At 36.3% G+C, this 24435-nt stretch carries 19 protein-coding genes; 1 reads left to right on the plus strand and 18 read right to left on the minus strand.

Annotation, left to right across the window (positions count from 1 at the left end; all coding sequences use genetic code 11):
* Positions 1-19 precede the first annotated feature (19 nt).
* A complete protein-coding gene (locus tag P0N36_RS02025; RefSeq protein ID WP_275841122.1) occupies positions 20-445 on the plus strand; it encodes a hypothetical protein in 426 nt (141 codons plus the stop codon).
* 5 nt (positions 446-450) lie between these two features.
* On the opposite strand, the gene P0N36_RS02030 is transcribed toward P0N36_RS02025, so the two are convergent.
* From P0N36_RS02030 to P0N36_RS02115, 18 genes are all read right to left on the minus strand, one after another.
* Entirely contained in the window at positions 451-1296 is an 846-nt protein-coding gene (locus P0N36_RS02030; RefSeq protein WP_275841125.1) for a rhomboid family intramembrane serine protease, read from the minus strand.
* Between the two features lie 174 nt (positions 1297-1470).
* Entirely contained in the window at positions 1471-2382 is a 912-nt protein-coding gene (locus P0N36_RS02035; protein WP_275841126.1) for a D-alanine--D-alanine ligase, read from the minus strand.
* Entirely contained in the window at positions 2376-3284 is a 909-nt protein-coding gene (lipA, locus tag P0N36_RS02040) for a lipoyl synthase (protein WP_330683927.1), read from the minus strand. Before lipA ends, P0N36_RS02035 begins: the two co-directional genes overlap by 7 nt.
* Positions 3285-3293: 9 nt before the next feature.
* Positions 3294-4280 carry a lipoate--protein ligase gene (locus P0N36_RS02045; RefSeq protein ID WP_275841131.1) on the minus strand — a complete coding sequence of 329 codons (987 nt, stop codon included), beginning with the start codon at positions 4278-4280 and terminating at the stop codon, positions 3294-3296.
* Positions 4281-4307: 27 nt separating this feature from the next.
* On the minus strand, positions 4308-8741 hold the full coding sequence (locus P0N36_RS02050) for a hypothetical protein (RefSeq protein ID WP_275841133.1): 4434 nt from the start codon (positions 8739-8741) through the stop codon (positions 4308-4310).
* Positions 8719-9465 carry a DUF6063 family protein gene (locus P0N36_RS02055; protein WP_275841134.1) on the minus strand — a complete coding sequence of 249 codons (747 nt, stop codon included), beginning with the start codon at positions 9463-9465 and terminating at the stop codon, positions 8719-8721. Before P0N36_RS02055 ends, P0N36_RS02050 begins: the two co-directional genes overlap by 23 nt.
* Positions 9458-10963: a replicative DNA helicase gene (locus P0N36_RS02060; RefSeq protein ID WP_275841135.1), complete on the minus strand. Its 1506-nt coding sequence runs from the start codon at positions 10961-10963 to the stop codon at positions 9458-9460. The genes P0N36_RS02055 and P0N36_RS02060 overlap by 8 nt, the downstream gene beginning before the upstream one ends.
* A 335-nt stretch (positions 10964-11298) precedes the next feature.
* A complete protein-coding gene (locus tag P0N36_RS02065) occupies positions 11299-12123 on the minus strand; it encodes a pirin family protein (protein ID WP_275841136.1) in 825 nt (274 codons plus the stop codon).
* Positions 12124-12305: 182 nt separating this feature from the next.
* Complete coding sequence (gene asd / locus P0N36_RS02070) at positions 12306-13391, minus strand: aspartate-semialdehyde dehydrogenase (RefSeq protein ID WP_275841228.1); 1086 nt, start codon at positions 13389-13391, stop codon at positions 12306-12308.
* A 107-nt stretch (positions 13392-13498) separates the two neighbouring features.
* Complete coding sequence (locus P0N36_RS02075) at positions 13499-14737, minus strand: MFS transporter (RefSeq protein ID WP_330683929.1); 1239 nt, start codon at positions 14735-14737, stop codon at positions 13499-13501.
* Between the two features lie 223 nt (positions 14738-14960).
* The gene (secG, locus tag P0N36_RS02080) at positions 14961-15209 is read right to left on the minus strand and encodes a preprotein translocase subunit SecG (protein WP_125138100.1); all 249 of its coding nucleotides are present in this window, start codon (positions 15207-15209) and stop codon (positions 14961-14963) included.
* 146 nt (positions 15210-15355) lie between these two features.
* The gene (gene eno, locus P0N36_RS02085; RefSeq protein WP_275841141.1) at positions 15356-16657 is read right to left on the minus strand and encodes a phosphopyruvate hydratase; all 1302 of its coding nucleotides are present in this window, start codon (positions 16655-16657) and stop codon (positions 15356-15358) included.
* 176 nt (positions 16658-16833) lie between these two features.
* Positions 16834-18024, minus strand: a complete 1191-nt coding sequence (fabV, locus tag P0N36_RS02090) for an enoyl-ACP reductase FabV (protein ID WP_275841143.1) — start codon at positions 18022-18024, stop codon at positions 16834-16836.
* Between the two features lie 204 nt (positions 18025-18228).
* Entirely contained in the window at positions 18229-19770 is a 1542-nt protein-coding gene (gene gpmI / locus P0N36_RS02095) for a 2,3-bisphosphoglycerate-independent phosphoglycerate mutase (RefSeq protein WP_275841145.1), read from the minus strand.
* Positions 19771-19972: 202 nt separating this feature from the next.
* Positions 19973-20719, minus strand: coding sequence for a triose-phosphate isomerase (gene tpiA, locus P0N36_RS02100; RefSeq protein WP_275841147.1), 747 nt, complete (start codon positions 20717-20719; stop codon positions 19973-19975).
* A 27-nt stretch (positions 20720-20746) separates the two neighbouring features.
* Complete coding sequence (locus P0N36_RS02105) at positions 20747-21937, minus strand: phosphoglycerate kinase (RefSeq protein WP_275841148.1); 1191 nt, start codon at positions 21935-21937, stop codon at positions 20747-20749.
* Between the two features lie 150 nt (positions 21938-22087).
* Complete coding sequence (gene gap / locus P0N36_RS02110) at positions 22088-23095, minus strand: type I glyceraldehyde-3-phosphate dehydrogenase (RefSeq protein WP_275841150.1); 1008 nt, start codon at positions 23093-23095, stop codon at positions 22088-22090.
* Positions 23096-23187: 92 nt separating this feature from the next.
* Entirely contained in the window at positions 23188-24228 is a 1041-nt protein-coding gene (locus P0N36_RS02115; RefSeq protein WP_275841151.1) for a sugar-binding transcriptional regulator, read from the minus strand.
* Positions 24229-24435 lie beyond the last annotated feature (207 nt).

A 24435-nucleotide genomic window follows, 5' to 3' on the forward strand; every position in this document is an offset into this window, starting at 1 on the left:
AAATGATAGGAGATATAATATGCTTTTGGATGAAACGATGCAATTGATTGAAGAACTAAAGTCTTCAAAAGATTTATTCGCTTACTTAAAAAAATATGATTTAAGCAGTTCCAACATGTCTTTTGTAGATTACTTAAATACGCTTTTTGACCAGTCAAACAAAAAAAAATCAGATATTATCCGCTCAATGAATATGACAAGATCCTATGCTTATGAGATTTTTTCAGGTTCCAAAAATCCATCCCGTGATAAGACACTAATGCTCAGTTATGGATTATCTTTAGATTACGAAGCTACTCAGAGACTTTTAACCTTAGCAAAACATAATCCCCTTCATCCAAAGGACAAAAGGGATTCAATCATCATATATACGATTTACAATAAAATGAACCTTATTCATGCCAATATGCTGCTCTTAGAATGCAAAGAAACCATACTTGCTTAAGTCCATCATTCTTCCTTTACATGGGTATGGCTTAATATGTGTTCCGTACAATACTCATGTCTGCCTTCACATTTTGAACAATATCTGAATTCAAGACTCGGATCATCCACTTCTGTTCTATTACAAACTTCACAGCAATGAAAAGCCACTTGAATAACCTCACCTTGTTTTGCCTTTGGTTTTGCTTTTGGTGTTGGTTTGTTTGCTTGTCGGTATTGCTGTTTTCGATACGTTTGCTTGCTTTTGCTAATCAAAGACGGTCCAAAAAACAGAATAAAATTGAGTACGCCTGCGAAAATAATAATTTTCTGAGGTATAGGACTTACTAAAAACTCCCATAATAATAGTCCACCGAATATATAACCGATGTATTTCATTTTGACAGGTAGAATAAAGTATATCCGAACTTCAAAATTAGGAATAATGGCTGCAAGTGCAAAGAGCATGGTCATATTAAGATAGTAATTTGTCAAAGGGATTGCAATCATACCCCCATATAAGGCTTCGACAATAACACCTGCAATAATAGTACCTACAGTACCCACTAAGTAATAAACATTGAAACGGAAGGAACCCCAGTATTGTTCAATGGTTCTACCAGCAAACAAAAAGAACAGTAGAGAAAAAATAATCCATAATAAACTACTGGTTCTAGGTAGAAAAATAAATGTAAAAATACGCCAAACTTGTCCCTCCATCACAAGCTTCGGTGAAAAAGCCAATACATTATAAATAGAAGGGTTTATAAGCCCAAATACAAAAACAAGCGCCATACCACCAACAACATACTGAATCAAATTAGGAATTGCATATTTGTGATACTTTTTTTCCAGTCGATCTAACCACTTCATGTCATCACTCCAAGTCTTATTGAATTATCTAATCAACTTTTCATAAATCTATAAGTTGAATAATCTGTTTATATTGTTACAAACTTCTTTATTTGTTTTGCAATACTTTTTGTGTTCTAAGCTTATGAATTTTATAGTAATTAATTATACCATCTTCAGTTGTTTTTTTCCATTTTAATTACTCGGATGATCTGTCAATGATGACTCAATAATCTGATCTAAGACTTCTTCATAACTAAGTCCCATAGCCATAGCGCTTTTAGGTAAATGGCTAAATCTTGTCATCCCCGGTAATGTATTAATTTCTATGACATAAATCTGTCCTTCTTGAATTATTATGTCGATACGGGCATAGGTTTTTAATCTGAATAAAAACCAACATAGACTTGCTATTGATTTTATTTCATTTGTTATTTCTTCATCTAAGATTGCAAGCTTCTGTATGTTGTCATTTTCAGAATATTTGGCCGTATAATCATAAAAGGTCATGTTCGGCTGAACACTTAATACAGGAATAATCTCACCTTTTATCATGCTACAAGTGATTTCCTGACCTTTTATCCACTCTTCCACAATCACTTCATCATCATATATAAAGCTATCTGCAAGTAAGGCATCTATTTCTTCATAGGTATAGGCAATATGAATACCTATGCTGGATCCTCCTTGGTTGGGTTTTATAATCACTGGCAATGATAGGCCATAAAACAAGTCAACACTCATGGGATAATCTTTTTTTACCATTATCCATTTTGGCGTCTTTACACCATGGCTTTCCATAATAAGCTTGCTGATATTCTTATCTAAGCATATGGCACTTGAGGCAATGCCACTTCCAGAATATGGTATTTCTAAAGCTTCTAACAGAGCCTGCACCTTACCATCCTCACCATTTTTCCCATGTAAAGCCAAAAGGGCAAAATCTATTCTTCCATGCCATTTTAAAATATCTTTAGGCTTCTCAATCACCACTTCAATCACATCATATTTATTCTTATTTAAGTGTTTGACAAACTCTGCGCCGGTAAGCATTGAAACTTGATGTTCACAGGAGTCACCACCCATAACCACACCTACTCTTAACATCCCAAATTCCTCTCTTTCTCCACCCACTCCTTATCCCTACCAGCAGATGACAACATTTGTTCGTACAAATCTTTAGCATAATAGGAACTTCTAACTAATGGTGCTGATGCTACTCCGATGATTCCGATGGATTTTGCATACGTAGCCAAAAGCTCAAAAACTTGAGGCGTAATATACTCAGTCATTTTAATATGATCTTGTGACGGTTGGAGGTATTGCCCTATGGTCAAGCAATCTACACCTGCTTTTTTTAGATCAGATATGACGGCCTTAACCTCATCTATAGTTTCTCCTAACCCTAACATAAGACCAGATTTTGTCAATATGTTTGAGTTTTTTTTCTTAATGTAGCTTAGAACCTTAAGGCTGCGCTTATAATCCGCCTCCGGTCTTACCGTCTTATACAGCCTTGGCACTGTTTCCACGTTATGGTTGATGACTGCAGGTTCTGCCTCAATAACCAAATCAATGGCTTTACTATCATACTGCATATCTGGAATCAATACTTCTACAATCGTCTTATTTGAAACTTTTTTTATAGCATTAATCGTGCTTACAAACAAGGATGCACCTTGATCCGGTAAATCATCTCTGGTCACAGATGTTATAACCGCATGAACCAATCCCAAGTCCTTAACAGCCAGTGCCACCCTAGTCGGTTCAAGTAAGTCAGGCTCTTCTAAAATACCTTGTCTTATATTACAAAACCTACAGTTACGTGTACATTGGTTACCTAATATCATAAACGTTGCTGTTCTTTTACTATAACAATCCACCCTATTAGGGCAATTGGCTTCTTCACAAACTGTTGTCAGCTTATGAGATTTAATAATCTCATTGACTGAATTGTATTTGATTGTATCACTTAAGCGTACTCTTAACCATGCCGGTTTTCTCTCCATACCCATCTCCTATCCTTGACAAATGACGCTTACCAACTCTTCGACCATAATCTTTCCCATATAGGGATATAAATCAATATGCTCAAGTACTTCTGTTAATGCCTGTTTATCATGTTTTACGCCAATTAACATCGATTCAATGTTCTCAATAGGTTCATAACCAAAAAAATCACCTTGAATGGAAATCTCCCCAATTAGACCTTTATTTACATTCAATCCTATTTCTATTAAGCCGCCACTGAATTTTTGACAATGCCTATAGCTGTATTTTGGAGATTTTCCAAAATTCCAATCCCACGTCTCATACTTAGATTGAACCAGATTTATAATGCCTTCATGATCTTCTTTAGAAATTGGATAATACGTAAATCCCTCAAAATTTTTAGCTATAAAGTCATATAACCCTTGTTTGAATTCTAAAATGGTCAAAGGTCCTTGACTCAAATGATTGCTGATATTTGTCACTCTAGACGCTGCTGATTTAATGGCTTTATCTTGAAATTTCTCTTTTCTAGGGGTCAGAGCCTTGGTCAAATCTGATAATGAAGAATCAAATAGTAAGGTTCCATGATGAATCACTTTGCTCTTTATTCTATATTGTGCGTTACCGGAGAATTTTTTCCCTTCAATGGTCATATCATTTCTACCAGAGAACACAGCAGGCACGCCCAAAAATCTCAAATATTTTAATATTGGTTTTGTGAACTTTTCAAAGTCTGTATAATCAGAAGGGTTGCTTTCTATGAAGGTGAAGTTCATATTACCTCGGTCACAAAAGACTGTTCCGCCACCCGACCTACGTCTTACGACAGGTATTTTATTGGCTTCTACATATTCAACATTAATTTCCGAATAAGTATTCTGATGTCTCCCAATTAAGATTGAGGGTACACTTGTCCACATCATAAAGATATCCTCATCATAATGGGTCGCCATGTATTCTTCACAAGCCAGGTTATAGTAAGCTGATGTGTTTTCGTTTAGTATTAATCGCATTTTTGTTGCCTCCTATCTTCAATGGGCCTAAATACTTTCAAACAAATTCAACTGTTCTATTTCCTGCATACGCATAATGGTCATCGGTGCATGCTCTCGTAAATAAGCATAGTTAATTATGCGTTCATTGGTCATGATTTGCTTGTTTGTAGCCTTGGCTTCTCTTAACTTGCAGCTGTAGACCACCGGAAAATATTCACTAATAAATTTACCCTCTGCATGGGCTGTTAAAGCAATAATCTGAAAACCGAGCTTCTCAGCAATCATGAATACAGGTTTTAAGACATGGTCACTGGAAGCTTTTCCAAAAGGATTATCCAAAATAACGGCTCTTTGTTTCTTCTGATGAACATCCAGATGTTGTTTCTTCTCTGCCATGTAATTTAGCAGGCTTAAAAAAAGTGTCATGTTTTTGCTCCACTTCTCGCCACCGGACCATTTATTCGTACTTTCCCATACCATAGGTGCTTTATTGATTTGCATATCATTTGTCACTTTTCGACATTTGATTTTAATCGTATTTTCTTTCATAATGACCTTTAAGAGATTCTTAACACTCAGTCTTTCTTCTATGGATTTTCTAAGCAGAACTTCGTCATGTTCCCCTTGCTCACTTTCTTTTTCATAAGCTTCTATGGTTTCATTAATATAAGTTCTTAGCATATTTTTTCCTTCATCATCTTCCCACTTAGGAATATCAAAAATAAAAATCTGTTTATAGCCTTCACCCACTTTAATTCTTGTTTTATTTTGTATATCCCCAAGTTCCGTAGATACATGACGAACATACATCAATAAATGTGATAAAAATGTTTGAAGTTCTGTATCACTCTCTCTCTTATCATCTTCTGCTACTTTTATAATTTTTAGAATGATTTCTGTCATTTTTTCTTGGTAGTGAACAAGCCCATCGTAATCATCCTTACTCTCGAGTCCTTTAATAACCATATCTTTTAGTCTATAGTCCTCAATATGCTCTTGGCAATACTGTTTTAAGTCTTCTTTCTCCTTCCTAACTTGATTTAAAGCCTTTTCTACAATGACACTCTGCCCACTAAGGGCACTCATTAATTGATTGACTTTAAAAATAGCATCTTGGTCAAAGGCTTCAAAATAGTCCAGCTCTAACATTAAAGGTTCAATACCATCCATCATATAATGATATGTACCGTCTTTAACTTGTAATTCTCTAAGGATTTGCTCAAATGTATGCATCTCTTCTTCGATTTTGTTTTTTTGAATGTTAAGTTTTTTCTCTCTTTCCTTAAGGTTTGAAAGCTCCGATTTAAGTTGATTAGGAATTAGATTAAGGGCAATATTAAAAGCATATCTGCATGAATATTCTGAAAGGAGATTGTTTAGGGTGATTTCTCTTCGCGTTTTTATTTGACCTAGATTCATTTCCTTAAGATTTAGGTCATTTTTCAATCTATCCAGTACCTTATAATGTGCTTTCATCTGATTAAACAGATCTTTCAGTTCATCTTCATAGCTAATATCAATCGGTTCAAAATCATATTCCATTTCTCTTCTTTTTTGTGTAAGGCTCTTTTGATACTTTTCCTTCTGTTTTTTCTCATTCATGATACGTTCTTCAAGTACCATTCTAGAATGCCCCATACCCGCTAGTTTTTTCTCAAGATAGGCTTTTTGCTCTTTTAATACATCAAAACCAATGTTAGCACAAATGGCTTGAATATCCTGAACCTCAATATAAAGACCATTATCTAATATTTTGTCTTTTTCTCTTGTAAAACTATGGTTTTCTACTTCCAATAGTTTTAGGCGTTGATTGTGTTGATCTATGGTTTTCTGATAGACTTCTATTCTACTGAGTAAATCCTCCATGCTTTTGTTAACTTCATCCAGTTGGGTGCCAATATGAACAAGGGCTTCTTCTGCTTCAATCCATTTTTCAACAATGGACATCTGTTCTTGGTTGCTTTCCATAACTACCTTATGTTGATATATCTCATCATTTAATATATCTATATGATGCTCATTGGTTTGTATTTTTTCAATAAGTGCTTCTTGCTCACTTTCAATGGCTCTTTTTTCATTTTCTCCGTCCACAATGGAGTTATTAAGTGCATTGTATGCTTCATAAGGGTATTTATTAAAGAAGGTCATTGCAAGATCCAGAAGCTTTTCTTTTTCTTTCAACGATTTTTCTGCGTCTTTTCTACTATTTTGGTAACTGTAAGCTTCACTTAATATGTTTTGTTGCCATATATAGTACTGGTCATGTTTTAGATTACTAGACCAGGTTTTTGGGAAAAGGGGTTTAGAAGGATTCTGATCAAATAAGTTATGTTCCTCTTCGATCCACTTATTTAAGTTTTCAATTGTAATTACCAGAATCATTGACGATAATTCATACCCCATTCTATCCATATGTTCGATCACTTTTTTTTCATCTTGTGAAGAGGTAACAATGGTGATTGCCCAGTAGGGATACTTATTGTATAATGTTAACTCATCTAATTCTAAAGAATCTTTATATATCTGAAGATGCTTTGTCCCTAGTTCAACAAAATCCGTCTGACTTTTCAAGCTTTCCACTATTTGGGCCAATTGGGGCTCTGCAATAAAATAAGGCGTATTCTCATATATATCTGCTAAATGAAAATAAGCACGCTCTTCTCTTAAGGCTTCCTCTTTCTGACTTTCAGCGTATAGCCTTTGTTCTTCCAGTTCACCTAGTATGGTTTCTTCTTTACCATATATGTTGTTTGATATGTAGAGATTCTTTCCTGTGGCTTCTACTGATTGAATAAGGTACCTCATCTCTGACTGGATATTTCCCTCAGTCTCTTTGTACTTTTCCAGGTTTCGTACAATGACCTTCAAGGCTTCCTTACGCTCAAGAAGTGTCGTTTTATTCTCCTGATTCTTACCGGACAACGCCATAATCTCAGCTTTTTTTTGTAGAAGAACTTTTTCAATATCGTGGCAAGTCTTCTTAAGTAAGTTTAAGTATACGGAGGCATCCATTTCTTCCCGGTTATCAAACAAGATCTTTTTTATATCCTCTTTTTGACATAAAGCTATTTCATAACGGGTTTTTATACCGCTGCGCATCTCAATCAAATCTTTTTCATAAGACTTTGCATTTTCCAAGGCAACTTTTATTTTTTTAAGTTGCTCTGATTCCATATTTTTTTCATTACCAATTCTCAAAAGCTCGCGTTCAATAAGCTCAAGTTCGTATGAAAAATAACCTTTTATATGGGCGTTATTCTCATTCATCTGAGCCTTGATGTCTGAGATATCAATATCAGCATCTATGAAATCTAACTCTTTTTCAAGTATCTTTATTTGTGTCTCAGATTGACGTAGATCTCTTTCCAAGTTACATATTTCTATATTCTGTTTTCTTTTTCCAAGAAAATCATATTCTTTTTGAACACGATCTAATTCATTTTTTATCCCGTCATACTCTTTTTTCATGACTTCAAGTGCTTCTTCTAAGAGAAGCAACTCATAAGTGGTTTTCTTCTGAGCATGATCTTTATATTCTTGTTCTAAACGTAATCGATTGGCTTCGTTATAATTAAGATCATTTTTCTTAGTATCGATTTGATGGGTTATATAATTGGTTAAGGTTCTTGCTTCTCTCTTTATCTCATGTATGGCAAGACGTTCTTCCTCATAATTACCGAAAACATCAACATATGCATCTAATTTCAGTTTAATTCTCTGACTTTGTTCGATTTTATCATGCAGAATTCGATTTTTCTTAAAATGCTCTCGTTGTTTTTCAAATGTATCAACAAAAGTGGTTTTATGATCACCTTCAATGGCTTCTTCTACAACAGGTATTAGTAGATTATTTAACAGTTGTTCTGTTGTTTTGCATTTGCTGAAAAATTCATCTACGTTGCCTTCAGCACTATTAATGACTGCCACTTTTCGCCATTCTGAAGGGATAATCTTATATTCTCTTTCGATATGGTTCCCAAAAGCCAAGATAGTAGAAAAAAGCTTGGCGTTCATGGATTGTTTGGTCATTCTTTGATAATAATCGTTCATCTCTCCTCGTGTTGCAGGGCGTTTAACTTGATTCTCTATTTCCAATGAAAAAGGCATGTTTTCTATGCTATTTGAGTCACCCGCTCCATAATCATAAGTATACTTTATGGAGTTGAGCTGATTGTTTTCTATAAATAAGGTGGTGGCCGTAGTGGCATAACGTCTGGGCTGTTCATTAAGGATCCATTCTATTGCTATATGAGCCGGAGCTGAATCAAGAGAAAGTGTATCTTTAATCTTTCTTTCTGCCATATCCGTATGGGGAATAATCGCCTGAAGCGCAGTTTGAATAAAAACAGTCTTTCCACCACCGTTTTCTAAGAGCATGACACCGTTATGTCCGTCAAATTCAAATATTTCATCATTATACCGTTTACTACCGTTTTCATATATGACATTGGTAAACCTAATCTTGGCTATTGCCGGCATCGATTGTCTCCCCCTGTTCCAGTTGATATATAAACTCCAAAATACCTTTATTATACTCATATTCCATAAAGTATTTTCGTACGATGGCATGTGCTTTATCTGTAAGACACAACTCATCTTGTCCTATTTCCATAGCGATTTCTTCCTTAATCATAAACTGCTTAACAATCAAAATAAAGCTCATTCGACTAACCGTTCTAGCTGTATGTCGCCTTACACCTTCCTTTATGTTATCCATGGCTTCCCAGTTTGTAAGGATATCCAACCAATTATAAGCGTATTCTTCTTCCAGATCTTTCAATACTTCTTCATCAATATTTCGCAGTGTCATCAACCGTTCATTCAAACTCGAAAGCCATTCTACTGTTGTCAAAAAATCTCTCGTTGGCCTCGCGGTCTGATAGCTGTCGTAAAACTCACCAATAAATATAATGATGGCAACATACATAAGATAGATGTCCACATTTAAACTTCTACTGGGAAAATACTGTTTTTTAATTTCATCGTTGGTTATATGAAAAATAGAATTTTTGGTTAGGGGTACCAGATAAATATAAGGATCTGCTGAAAGAATTGTGCAATCCACTTCATGAGCAAAGGCCATGAGGGTTCCTCTGACTTCATCATCGGTTTGATATAATTGGGCATTTTCTTTTAGTATTTTCCCCTCAGCATTTAGTACTGCATAGATTTTGAAGGTTTCCATTAACAGTTGGTCATTCATGATCCTCTTTACCTCCTATATTCAATATCATATTTTTCACAGTATAACAGGTCTGCACATCTATATCTTCACTTAATTCCACCACTTCTATAGAATCAAAGTTAGAAAAACACGATTCAAATGCTGGATGAAACAAATCTTCCTCATTTTCCAGAACTGATTTTATACTTATTGGAGATCTTTGATGTAACATTATCCAGAGATCAAAAAATTCTCTTGTATTAAAATAGGCATGCTCCCCTTTTTTCAGAATTTCTTCTAGGGCTATTTGGGTTCTGTTGCCATAATCTTTCATCATCTGGGACAAAAGGAATTTGTATACTTGCTGCAAAATCAACAGATCTTCAGGTTTATAATCACCTTGAACTTCCATGAATCCATGACTTATCGGCATCTCTTTGTGCTCTACAACTTGTGGTTCAAATACAGTTAATAACGACCATGTTCTAAATTTCTTAGTTGTCAAAAAAGGTGTAGCCAAAGCTTTTCCAGTCTCAAATGGTAAAGGTGCTGTCATCATTTTTCTTGTAATTTCTTGGTCAAAGTTAAAGGAGGTAACACCTGAATAATATAACGATTCACCTGCTGCCTCTATGGCCGTTGTTTTTAGTTCTATGCTCTCGTTAAATAGTGAAGCATGAAGATAATGAACATGTTCAAGTTCATTATCTATTCGAACGATATAATCTAAAGCCTTAGATTCTCTGTCTGAAGTCATGGTTTGACTCGCGTTTAATCTATTTTTCGTGGCTTTTATAAAAGTACGAAGCTCGTTAAACTCATCATGTTCCTTGGTCAGCCTGCGGTTAATGTCTTCAATGATTTCTTTATAACGCTCGTAGGTATCATCTGATATAATGTTCCTTTGAACATCATGTTTGATTTTCAACATTTTTTCTTTAATAGTATGGACACTGATGCGCATCTCATCCACTTGTCTAAGGGCGCCTGAAAATTCTCCTTTTTCCAATTGTTTCCTAAGAACCAGTTGACTTATGGAGATTTGGAATTCACTAAAATACTCTTTTGTAGCAAAAATAAGCTCAAGACCCTCTTCAGCTAGGGCGTAGTATTGTATGTTATTATCCGCATCCCAATGCTCCGCTTTTAAGAGGGCGTACTCAACTTGATCCGGCTCACCGGTTTCATAATTATAGAAAAATCTTATACGTCTTTTCCCACTTGCCGGACGCATGACTTCCACCAGTTGCTTTGATAAACGTACATAACCATCATCATCCATGGCTATATTCTTACCCATCATTTTTTTTAAAAATGCTGCCAACTCTCTAATACCAGTTTTTTGATTACGCATTAACATGTTTTCAAAGAAGAAAAGTAACCCAAGAAGACCAACCCCAAAAAAATCGATTGGTCTACCTTGATCATCTTTTTGTAATTTGCTTTCCAATTGATAGAAAACATCAAAAAGCGCAATACGAGCGACTCTGTCTCTATAGCCGTTTAACATATTCATATATTCATGCATTTTAATCACTTATAAGCCTTTTTAATTCATCCTTAGAAGGTTTTTCCTATGGTATATATGCCTCAGACAAATGACAGCTCATCTCCTCAATATGATTTTGATTGATCTATAAGATAGGCATTTTATCCATTCCTCTACAAAATCATTCACTAACAATTATAACTTATCCTAAAAGTATAGTAAATACCAATCGGGGTTGGTGGCCGTATTCATACAGACTGTGGAGGGGTGTTCATGGTACCCACATAGTAAACTCATTTCTTTTGCATATTAAAAAACAGTAAGTGATTTTTTGCTACACCATCAATGGTCTGGCGAAAACACACTTACTGTTTTTGACAACTCTATATAAATCTATCCATCTCAATATCTCTAAAGGTCTCAACCAATTCCTTATACGTATTCATCACGATAGGACCCTTCCATGCTATCGGTTCATCCACCGGATAAGCTTCCGCAAAAATAAACTTCAAAGACTCTGATGATGTACTACGAATATTCAACAAACCACTTTCAAGATTATACGCCATTAAAGGGTTCATGTAATCCTCTTCATTAATAACACCATAACCTTGGTAAATGAATATAAAACCATTTTTCATCGGGTTTCGCATGATTTGAATATGATTGTCTTGCCATAATTCTACATCCATAAACAACACATCTCGGTCATTTTTTTCAACAGGTCCTGTTTCATCTTCAAAGGAACCGGATATTAACTTAATATGCTTACCGTCTTTTTTTATATGCTTTAAATCGCCTATATTAAAAGCCTGATATACCGGATCTTGTCCTTTTCTTGTAGCCGGCATATTAATCCACAACTTAAAGCCTTCAATGATAGGGTCCACCGTCTTAGGTATCATCTGGTGATAAATCCCTTTACCCGCTGTAATCCATTCCACGTCAAAAGGTTTAAGCTCACCTTCATGACCAAGACTGTCCTTATGGGTGGCGCTACCTTTAGTTAGATATGTAACCGTTTCTATACCCTTATGAGGATGCCATGGATAACCTTTTTTCACTTCTTCTGAATTGCCTTCTACATAGTCTAATAGTAGAAAAGGATCAAACTCAGCGGCTTCTTCATGGCCAAAAATCCGATTTAGATAGAACCCCATTTCATCTTTTGTTCTCTTTGCTAGGAAGGAACTTTTGATTTTTGACATCGTCTCACCCTTTCGAATTGATGACTAGCACATTGGCGGTTAAATGATTAAGGCGTCAAACTAAATGGCTGTACTTTCACCTACAATTTATATGAATTTAGTGAAACTGAGTTGTGAGCCTTTAACCTTTATATGAATTATAAACTTGTGCATTTTAACTGTCAAGATAACCGTCTGTCCATTTATTTTTTTGTAATATAGTCATCCGCGGCAAGAAGCTCTGCTATTAAGACCGCTCCGCCAGCTGCACCTCGTACTGTATTATGGGACAAGGCTACAAATTTGTAGTCATAGATATGGTCTTCTCGCATACGTCCTACACAAATACCCATGCCATTTTCAAAATCTCGATCCAGGCGTGTTTGAGGTCTATTATCTTCGATCATATACTTAATAAATTGTTTTGGTGCACTTGGTAATTTTAGCAATTGTGGTCTTCCTTCATAACGCTCGAGCTTTTGTATCATTTCCTCCATAGTAGGCTTTTTATCAAACTTAACTGAAACCGCCGCCATATGCCCATCTAATGCAGCTACACGAATGCACTGAGCAGATATAACTGGGGATGTAGCATTTACAATAATACCATCCTTCACCTTACCCCATATTTTCAAAGGTTCCTGTTCACTTTTTTCTTCTTCGCCACCAATATAAGGAATCACATTATCAACCATTTCAGGCCATGATTCGAAGGTCTTTCCTGCTCCCGATATGGCTTGATAGGTACATATTACCGCTTCTTTTGGCTCATAATCCATAAGGGCCTGAAAAACAGGCACATAACTTTGTATGGAACAGTTTGGTTTAACCGCAATAAATCCTTTAGATACACCCAGCCTTTTTCTTTGTGCTGCAATCACTTCTAGGTGTTCAGGATTGATTTCAGGTATAACCATGGGTACATCCGGTGTTGTCCTGTGGGCTGAGTTATTAGAAACAACCGGCACTTCTGCCTTAGCATAGGCTTCTTCAAGTTCCTTAATCGCTTGCTTGTCCATATCTACTGCACAAAAGATAAAATCAACCATGGAGGCAATTTTATTCACATCGCCGGCATCTTCAATGGTCATTTCACCAATAGCTTTAGGAATTGGATGACTCATCGCCCATCTATCACCCATAACTTCTTTATATTTTTTTCCGGCCGACCTTGGACTTGCTGCTAACACCACAATATTAAACCAAGGATGGTCTTCAAGTAACGTTATAAATCTTTGACCAACCATGCCAGTCGCACCGACTATACCAACATTTAAATTTTTCATTATTTAGCACCTCTTTTTTAGTGTGTGTGTTTCTAAGGAACACATTTGTCTTTACTAGGCGTATTTTAGCATATATTGACTTTTTAATCAAGCATATTCTACATTGGACTTTAAGTTGCACTTTCTTGAGAAGGTAAGAATAAGAAAAGTATAAGACCAAGAACAAACAAAGGTATGATGGCTAGAATACTATATCTAGCCTCACCAGTGATTGTAGCAACCAGGGCCATCAATGTCGGTCCTATAATAGCAGCAAACTTACCAAACACATTATAAAAACCGAAAAACTCATTAGAATTGTTCTTTGGTATGATTTTAGCAAAATAGGAACGGCTGAGTGCCTGTATGCCACCTTGCGCAGAACCAATAAGCGCGCCCAATATAAATACATGCCATAATTGCGTCATCATAAAGGCAAAGATTGTTGTTATGATATAGGTTAAAATCGCAACAATAATCATTTTTTTAGTCGAATATTTCTTTGCAAAAATACCATACAACAAAGCACAAGGAAAAGCAATTAATTGAATCACCAACAAAATACCAAGTAGCATAAAAACATCTGTCGCATCCAGTCCGAGAGAATCTGTGGCATAAGGTACCGCCATCTTGATAATTGTATCCACGCCATCAATATAAAGAAAATAAGCAATTAAGAAAGCAAATACTGTTTTATGTCTTCTTATATTTATAAATGTATGTCCCAATCGAATAAAACTGTTCTTAATTGGATTGGGTTCTCTTTCAACATAATGCACTTGACGCACATGCCTAAGCATAGGAATGGTAAACAACCCCCACCACAAAGCGGTGATAACAAAGCCTAGTTGGTAGCCTAACATCTGATCCAAACCAATAAAGAATACAACCACAAGTGATATGGTAAAGGGTACAACGGAAGCAATATAACCATAAGCAAAGCCTTTTGTTGATACAGAATCCATATTGGCATCTATGGATACATCTACCAGAAAAGCATCATAGAAAATATTGGCACCTGAAAACCCAATTGCTGTCACAATATATATACCGATTAATAGTTGCCACTGACCGTCCGGTACCACTGCAATTGCGCCTGTGAATACAATGCCTAATAAGGCAAAAAAAGCAAAAAAACGTTTTTTGACGTCCTTATAATCTGCAATAGTTCCAAGAATGGGACTAATAAGAGCGACCAAAATACTGGCAATAGAGTTGAAGTAACCAATATCCATATTACTTCCACCTTTAAACATACCAAAATAAACAGGAAAAAGTGCTGTTGTTATAGCCATTGAGTACGCTGAGTTACCACAATCATACAAAATCCAACTCTTTTCTTTTTTTGAAAGCTTAATAGGATTTGACATGCCATACCTCCCTTGTTTTTTTCATTATACCACTTTCCGAACCGTCAAAATAGTACTAAAAAAATACAAGTAAGATAGTGACTGTGGAAGGATTTTCATGGAATCCATTAATGATAACTACAAATAGTAAATTAAAAAAGTATATTAAAAAAGTATATTAAAAAAACACCAGTAATCTGGTGTTTTCTATATACTTCATTCTACTTTTGCGCATGAGCACATTTTATACAAACTTCTCAACATATGAAATCAACAATGCGAAGACAATAAAACCTACTGCCAAAGCAACGGTTGCTTTCTGTAATTTACCATCCATTGTACGCGCTTTATTTTTTCCCCAGTATGATTCTCCAGCGCCACCAATTGCACCTGATAGTCCTGCAGTCTTACCTTTTTGAAACAATACAACGGTAATCAATGCGATACATAACACAAAATATAATACTTTAACCAAAACTAATAATGCTGCCATAATTACACCTCCTAGTCAACATTAACATATTATCATAAACCCCAAATTGTTGCAATGCTTTTTTGTAATTATGGCACTAACAATAAAGGCCTAATAATAAAAGGGTTACCGATTGTCTAACCGATAACCCTTCATATAATCATCTACTAAAATGCATCATGACCCGGATAATAGGCAACATCTCCAAGTTCTTCTTCAATACGTAGTAACTGATTGTACTTCGCTACACGGTCAGATCGACATGGCGCGCCAGTCTTAATCTGCCCTGCATTCATAGCTACAACTAAATCTGCAATGGTCGTATCTTCTGTTTCTCCTGAACGATGAGAAACAACGGCTGTAAAACCAGCCTTATTAGCCATTGCAATGGCGTCAAGGGTCTCAGTAAGTGTACCAATCTGATTCACTTTAATGAGTATGGAATTACTCACACCCATTTTGATACCTTTTGATAATCTGGTGGTATTGGTAACAAAAAGATCGTCACCTACAAGTTGAACTTTGTCTCCAATAGCATCTGTTAGTTTTTTCCAACCTTCCCAATCTTCTTCATCAAGACCATCTTCAATTGAAAGAATTGGGTATTTATCAACAAGTTCAGAAAACAAAGCTACCAGTTCATCAGAAGTACGAATAACTTCATGACCTTTTACTTTACTTTCGCCCGGGAAGTGATATTTACCTGTTTTAGCATCATAAAGCTCACTTGATGCTGTATCCATTGCAATACCTACATCAGCACCTGGTTTGTAGCCTGCTTTTTCAATTGCTTCAATAATAATCTCAATGCCTTCTTCAACAGAAGATAAGTTTGGTGCAAAACCACCTTCATCGCCTACACCCGTTGATAAGCCTTTTGAATTCAAGACTTTTTTAAGGTTATGGTAGATCTCAGAACAAATTCGAAGACCTTCTCTAAAAGACTCTGCTCCAACCGGCATAATCATAAACTCTTGAAAATCTATGGTATTATCAGCATGCTCACCACCATTAATAATATTCATCATGGGTACAGGTAAAGTATGTGCATTAAAGCCACCTAAATATTGATACAGTGGTAAACCAAGTGCTTCAGCTGCCGCTCTTGCAGCTGCCATAGACACACCTAGAATCGCATTCGCGCCTAGCTTTGATTTATTATCCGTTCCGTCAAGAGCAATCATCGTTTCATCCAACAAACGCTGATCAATAACATTCATACCCATCAGTTCATCTGCAATAATATCATTGACATTGTCTACCGCATCTTGAACCCCTTTACCCATATAGCGATCGCCGCCATCTCTTAATTCAACAGCCTCAAATGCCCCCGTCGATGCACCCGATGGTACAATAGCACGCCCCACATATTGATCATCCACAACAACTTCGACCTCGATGGTAGGATTCGCTCTTGAATCCAATACCTCTCTTGCAAATATATCCGTAATCTCATAATACAGTTTCATAATATGACTCCTTTCATATATATAATTATTTAGGACCATACCCAATCGAGTTGTCCAGCTTCCTACTCCATTATACTATAATGGTACAAGATTGAAAACTATTTTATGAGAATGATTTTCATCAACTATAGTCTTTTCTAACTAGACACATTAATACAATCTATGCTTTTAGACCCTTATAAGTCAATACTCGGTATATCCACCTTAACCTCAATATCTTGCCCATAATCCACTTCATCAAACCCAAATCCAAAAAGCTTGAAAAACTCATCTTGATAAGACTGAATATCTAGCACTTGCTGCAAAGTATCTGTGGTCACTTGATCAAATAGAGCAATCGCGTCATGCTGTACATCTGCTTCCATTTCATAATCGTCTGTACGAATACGCCCTTCTTCATCTGTCTTAACCTCTTTGGCGTATAAAAAATCTCTAAATAACCTGTAAATCTGTTCAATACAACCTTCGTGCGTCCCTTTTGCCTTCATGACCTTGTATAATGCACCAATATAGAGGGGTACGATAGGAATTGCCGCACTGGCTTGAGTCACCAACGCCTTAGCAACCGTCACAAATGCAACACCCTTTAGATCTTTTAGTAATTCAGTAAGTTCCATTGCGGTTTGTTCTAGATGTTCCTTTGCCTTACCAATAGTACCTTCACGGTACATTGGTAAAGTAATGTCCGGTCCTATATAAGAATAGGCAATGGTTTTTACACCTTCGGCCAACACATCCGCATCCATCAGCTTCTTAATCCATAGTTCCCAGTCTTCGCCACCCATAACTTTTATCGTATTTTCGATCTCTTCTTTACTTGCAGGCAAAATGGTGGCTTCAGTAATCTGGCCTTGCATGACATCAATGGATTTATTTGTATAAGATTGTCCGATAGGTTTTAACACAGACCCATATTTCTCGCCTGTATCCGGATCAATCCTTCTTGGTGCAGCTAATGAATAAACTACAAGATCTATTTTACCCATTTCATTTTTGATTTTTTCAATAGTTTGATCTTTAATTTCATGAGAAAAGGCATCTCCGTTAATGCTCGATGCATATAATCCGGCTTTGGATGCCGCCACTTCAAAAGCTGCCGTATTATACCAACCGGCCGTAGCAGTCCTTTTTCCATTGGATTCTCTTTCATAAAATACGCCAAGGGTATTTGCACTACAGCCCGCCATGGACACGATTCTTGTTGCCAAACCATAACCGGTTGATGCACCTATAACCAGTACATTCTTAGGGCCATCTAAATTGCCTTGATTTCTTACATAAGCTATTTGATGATTGACACTTGCTGCACATCCTTCTGGGTGAGCAGTGGTACATATAAAGCCTCTGACTTTCGGTTCAACTATCATGTTTAATCTCCTATCAAAATTACTTTGATTTTCAAAGTAATTTTACTTGAATAACTGTTTTTTGTCAACCCTACCGCATATAAATCTTCAAGAAAGTACATTATATTCCTTCGATGCTTTTGCATAACATAGGAAAAGATGGTAGGTCAATTGAGAACTACCATCCTAAAAAATGAATCTATTTTTGTAATAATATGCTTTTATTTAAGGTTTTACTAATAAAGAGGTACCGGTCATCTCAACAGGGATACTAATACCCATTAAGTCTAATAAGGTCGGTGCAATATCTGCCAGTTGACCTTCTCTTAAAGTCACGCCAGGATCTCCGTTTACTAATATAAATGGTACGGGATTAATTGTATGTGCCGTAAAAGGCTGATGGGTTGTATAATCAATAAGTTGTTCAGAGTTTCCATGATCCGCACATATGAACATAACACCATTCACTTCAAGTAGGGCTTCATAAGCAGCTCCAACACATTGATCAACGGTCTCAATCGCTTTAATTGCCGCCGATTCTATACCCGTATGTCCGACCATATCCGGATTTGCAAAATTAACAATAATCAAATCATGCTTGCCACCCTTAATTGCTTTTACCAACTCATCACTGACTTGATATGCACTCATTTCCGGTTGCAAATCATAAGTCGCAACCTTTGGTGAAGGCACAAGTATTCGGTCTTCTAAAGGATTAGCAACCTCTACACCTCCATTAAAAAAGAAGGTGACATGAGCGTATTTCTCTGTTTCTGCCAGTCTCAATTGAGTTTTACCAAGAACTGAAATATATTCTCCCAGCGTGTTGGTTAAAGAAGTTTTACCATAGGCTACTTCTTTATTATTTATTGTAATGTCATAATTGGTAAAACAGGTAAACACAAGTTTCATCAAACCCTGTTTTCTTTCAAAGCCTCCAAATGTCTCATCACAAAAAGCTCTGGTCAGTTCACGTGCACGATCCGGTCTGAAATTAAAGAAAATAACAGAATCACCATTCTTAACCCTTGTCACAGGCTTGCCATCTTCTATAACAACCGTTGGTAGCACAAACTCATCATTGTTGCCTTGTTCGTATGAATTCTTAACCGCTTCTATACCCGAATTCGCTGTTTGACCTATGCCTTCAACCAAAGCATCATAAGCTAATTGCACACGGTCCCATCGATTATCTCTATCCATAGCATAATAGCGCCCATGAACAGAAGCGATCTTACCGACTTTTAACAAATCCATTTTATTTTGTAATTCTGTAACAAACTCAATACCAGAAGCCGGTGGTGTGTCTCTTCCGTCTAAAAAGCAGTGGACATAAACATTTTCAAGACCTTCTTTTTTAGCAAGCTCTAATAATGCATACAAATGTTCATTATGGCTATGTACACCCCCATCAGATACTAGGCCCCACAAATGAAGATCGCTATTATTTGCCTTGCAATTGTTAATTGCCTTAAGGAATGCCGGATTTTCATAGAAATCTCCATCTTTTATGGATTTGGTTATTCTTGTAAGTTCTTGATATACAACTCTACCTGCACCAATATTAAGATGACCTACTTCCGAGTTACCCATTTGACCGTCAGGTAAACCTACATCTAGACCACTGGCTTTTCCTTTTACTGAAGGGTAGGTTGATGTAATCTTGTCCATAACCGGCTTATTTGCCATATACACTGCATTGCCCTCTTTTTTATCATTTAGACCATATCCATCTAAGATCATTAATACTGTTGGTTTTTTTATCATCATCATTACTCCTTTTCTTTGTATATTAATATTTAAGCACTTGCATAACAGGTTATGCAAAAGCTTAAGCATTAAGTACTGATTATGGTTATCATTATACCATATTCAATGAAAAGTTTGAATCACTCATAATAAGATTTTTATAAAGTATTTCAAAGGGTTGCTGGATGCAACCCTTTGACACTTCAACTATGGTTTATTATTATTTAAAATTTACAATATCGCCAAATCCAGTTGTTAGGCTAGCACCACCAACCAAACCACCATCAATATTTGGTTTTGAGAATAATTCAGCTGCATTTCCGGCATTTACAGAACCACCGTATTGAATTCTCATAGCCTCGGCAACTTCTGTTCCATAAAGCTCAACAAGCAGTTTTCTAATAGCAGCACATACTTCTTCTGCCTGATCACTTGTAGCTGTCACACCTGTACCAATCGCCCAAATTGGCTCATAAGCGATAACTACTTTTTTAGCCTCTTCCGGAGATACATTAAGTAAGCCAACCTTGATTTGTTGTCTCACAAGATCAACAGTTACCCCTTGTTCTCTTTGTTCAAGGTATTCTCCACAACATAAGATTGGTACTATACCATACTCTAGCGCTTTTATGACTTTTTTATTAACTGTTTCATTGGTTTCAGCAAAATACTCACGTCTTTCTGAATGACCAATGACAACATACTTAACACCGATTTCAGTCAACATGTTTGCTGCTATTTCACCGGTATAAGCACCCTTGTCTTCAAAGTGCATATTTTGAGCACCTATTGCAACATTTGTACCTTTAGTTGCTTCAACCGCTGCTACTAAATCCACTGCAGGCACACAGAAAACAACATCTGTATCCTCTGATTTTACAAGTGGTATCAACTCCTCAATTAAAGCCACCGCTTCTTTTGGGGTTTTATTCATTTTCCAATTTCCTGCCGTAATCATTCTACGCATTTTACTACCTCCATAATATTATATAATCTATTTGTTGTCAGCTGCTGCAAGCCCCGGTAATTCTTTACCTTCCAAAAACTCTAAGGAAGCGCCACCACCTGTTGATATGTGAGACATTCTATCACCAAATCCAAGTTGATTTACAGCTGCTGCTGAGTCACCACCACCGATTATAGAAATACAATCTGAGTCTGCAAGTGCCTGAGCTATCGCTTTTGTACCATTTGCAAAATTCTCAAATTCAAACACACCCATAGGGCCATTCCATATAACTGTTTTTGCACCTTTGATTGCATCTGCATATAGCACTTGAGTTTCTGGACCGACATCAAGACCCATCCATTCACCTTCAATTCCACCACGATGAACCGTCTTGAATTCTGTATCATTTTTGAATTCTTTTGCTACAACATGATCAATTGGTAATAAGAATCTTACATTCTTTTCCATTGCCTTATCAATCATTTTTAGGGCATAATTTAATTTGTCACCTTCAAGTAATGAACTTCCTACGTCATTTCCAAGAGCCTTCAAAAATGTATAAGCCATACCACCACCAATGATAATTGTATTAACTTTATCAAGAAGGTTGTTAATTACATCGATTTTATCAGAAACTTTTGCACCACCTAGAATAGCAACGAAAGGTCTTTCCGGACTTTCAATGGCATTACCAAGATAGTCAATTTCTTTTTGCATAAGATAACCAACAACACTGGTTTCCATATATTCTGTAACACCAACATTGGAGCAATGTGCTCTATGTGCTGTACCAAAAGCATCATTTACAAAAATCTGTGCCAAAGAAGCAAGATCTTTTGAGAAAGCTTCTCCGTTTTTTGACTCTTCTGCTCTGAATCTTGTATTTTCAAGAAGTACAACATCACCGTCTTTCATCGCTTCAACGGTTGCTTTTGCTTTTGGTCCTACCACTTCATCATCTGCTGCAAAAACAACTTCTTTACCCAGCATTTCAGAAAGTTTAATCGCAACTGGTGCTAATGAAAATTTAGCATCTGGACCTTTTGGTTTTCCTAGATGAGAACACAAAATAACCTTTGCTCCTGAACTAATTAGCTTATTAATGGTTGGTAGTGCACCTTCAAGCCTGTTTATATCTGTTATTGCACCATCAATAATCGGAACGTTAAAGTCACATCTTACTAATACCTTTTTACCTGCTACTTGAATATCTTCTACTGTTTTTTTACTAAACATATGTACTGCTCCCTTCTAATATCTTAATAATATAGGCTATAGTATAGGTTGTAATATTGGAATTTAAACAAAATGGGCCCGGCCGCATAGTCAAGCTACAAGACCGGACCCATTTATGGATCATATTAAATTCTATTATACTTAGTAGGATTACTTACTTAATTCATCTAAGTATTTAATAACTCTAACCATTTGGCTTGTGTAGGAATTCTCATTGTCATACCAAGAAACAGTTTTAACAAGTGATTGACCATTACCAAGTGGTGTTACTTTCGTTTGAGTAGCATCAAATAATGAACCGAAAGTGATTCCGATAACGTCAGTTGATACAATAGGCTCTTCATTGTAACCGAATGAATCGTCTGATGCTGCTTTCATAGCTGCATTGACTTGATCTACAGTCACTTCACCATTTACAACAGATACTAATTCTGTTAAAGAACCTGTAATAACTGGAACACGTTGTGCTGCGCCATCAAGAACACCATTTAGTTCAGGAATAACAAGGCCGATTGCTTTAGCTGCACCAGTTGTGTTAGGTACGATATTTGCTGCTGCTGCTCTAGCTCTTCTTAAGTCACCTTTGCCATGTGGTGCATCTAACGTGTTTTGGTCATTGGTGTAAGCATGAATCGTAGTCATAAAACCTTTTTCGATCTTAGCTAATTTGTTCAATGTATCTGCCATTGGAGCTAGACAGTTTGTTGTACAAGATGCTGCTGAAACTACAGTTTCTGAGCCATCTAGGACATTTTCATTAACGCCAAATACAACACTCTTTAAATCGCCGGTAGCAGGTGCTGATATAACAACTTTTTTGGCACCAGCTGTGATATGTGCTGAAGCTTTGTCTTTATCTGCAAAAAATCCAGTACACTCAAGTACAACGTCAACATCCAATTCACCCCAAGGAAGTTCTTTAGGATCTCTTTGAGCATAGATCTTGATTTCTTTTCCTTCTACGATAATTGAATCTTCAGTAGCTGTAACTTCTTTACCAAATCTACCTTGTGCTGAGTCATACTTCAATAAGTGAGCCAATGTTTTTGCATCTGTTAAGTCGTTGATACCTACGATTTCATAACCTTCTGCATCGAACATTTGTCTAAATGCAAGACGACCGATACGTCCAAAACCATTAATTGCGATTTTTGTCATTTTTGTTTCCTCCTAGAATATATTATTGTTTTTATCTATGACTTAGTGCCCTGTTATGTTAAAGGGCCATAAATCTAAAGCTGTAAAACAGCTTATTGACCATTGTCTTTTGAAAGTGCTATAACACCATTTGCCGCACCCTCATCCATTATAACACATCCACGGCTTAATAGCTTCTTAACTGATAAAATTGCATCAGATTTACTATGCCCTCCGGCCACCGCTATTGGATATTTTAATTCTGTCATTTGATCCATGGTTATACCAATCGATCTAGATGCATAAATCACTTCGCCTTGTTGATTAAAGTAATAACCTAAGGCTTCAGCTGTTGCTTGACCGTCCGTCAGTAATTTAACAATGTCTTCCCCAAGATTCCTACGTTCAGACATTTTACAGGCATTTCCTATTCCGTAAATCAGTATATTGGATTTGATAAGTTTATTAAGTGTTTCTTGAATCTCCGGCTCTTCCCTTACACTTTCCAAGGATTTTTGACTCAGATTATCCGGAATATTTAATAAAGTATAGTTAGAGTGAATTTTTTCAGCTAACATGGCTACCAAAGTATTGGCTTGATATGACACATTATTTCCAAGGCTGCCTCTAGCCGGTACAACATATACATTTTTTGCTTTAATTGGGTTTGAAGGTATGGCTTCAATCATTCGATGTACAGTTGAGCCCCCTGTCAATGCAATTATATCATTGTCCGTGATATTTCTAAGCAATACCTTTGCTGCTGCATGACCAATATTATAAATAGCTTCATCATCTTGGTCTGCGTCTCCAGATACGATTACAACTTCTTCACATTCAAGGATGTCTTTAATCTGCTCTTCAATCGTTGTTAAACCTTCAATCTGTTCCATGAAATCCTTCAGTTCATGAATCAATTGAAGACCCATAGGTTCAAGCATCATACCTGATCCAGACGAGGAAATAAATCCTTCATCACGCATAAACTCTGTATCTGTTCGTATTAACTTTTCACTCAGATGCAAACGATAGGACAATGAGCGTCTGCCAATAGGTTGAAAAAGATGAATGCCTCGAAGAACTTTGTATCTACGTCTTAATACCGTTAATTCTTTTGGAATTATTTTCTGTAAAGCGGCTGTGTATGCTTCCATAATCAACTCCCGGACCCTTTTTGGTCCCTGTTGTCATTTTTCGTCCCAAGTCATTTCCAAAAAAATGCTTTATCTGTTAAGCACACTCTTATTATAACATTTTACAAATAAATTACAAGGTTTTTAGTTGAAATTTTGTACTTTTCACAAATATAGCTCAAGCCAGTATCGACTATGAAGTTCCTGGAACTGTATATGTTTTCATGG

Source organism: Petrocella sp. FN5, from assembly GCF_029210395.1.
In the GTDB taxonomy this organism is placed as follows: domain Bacteria; phylum Bacillota; class Clostridia; order Lachnospirales; family Vallitaleaceae; genus Petrocella.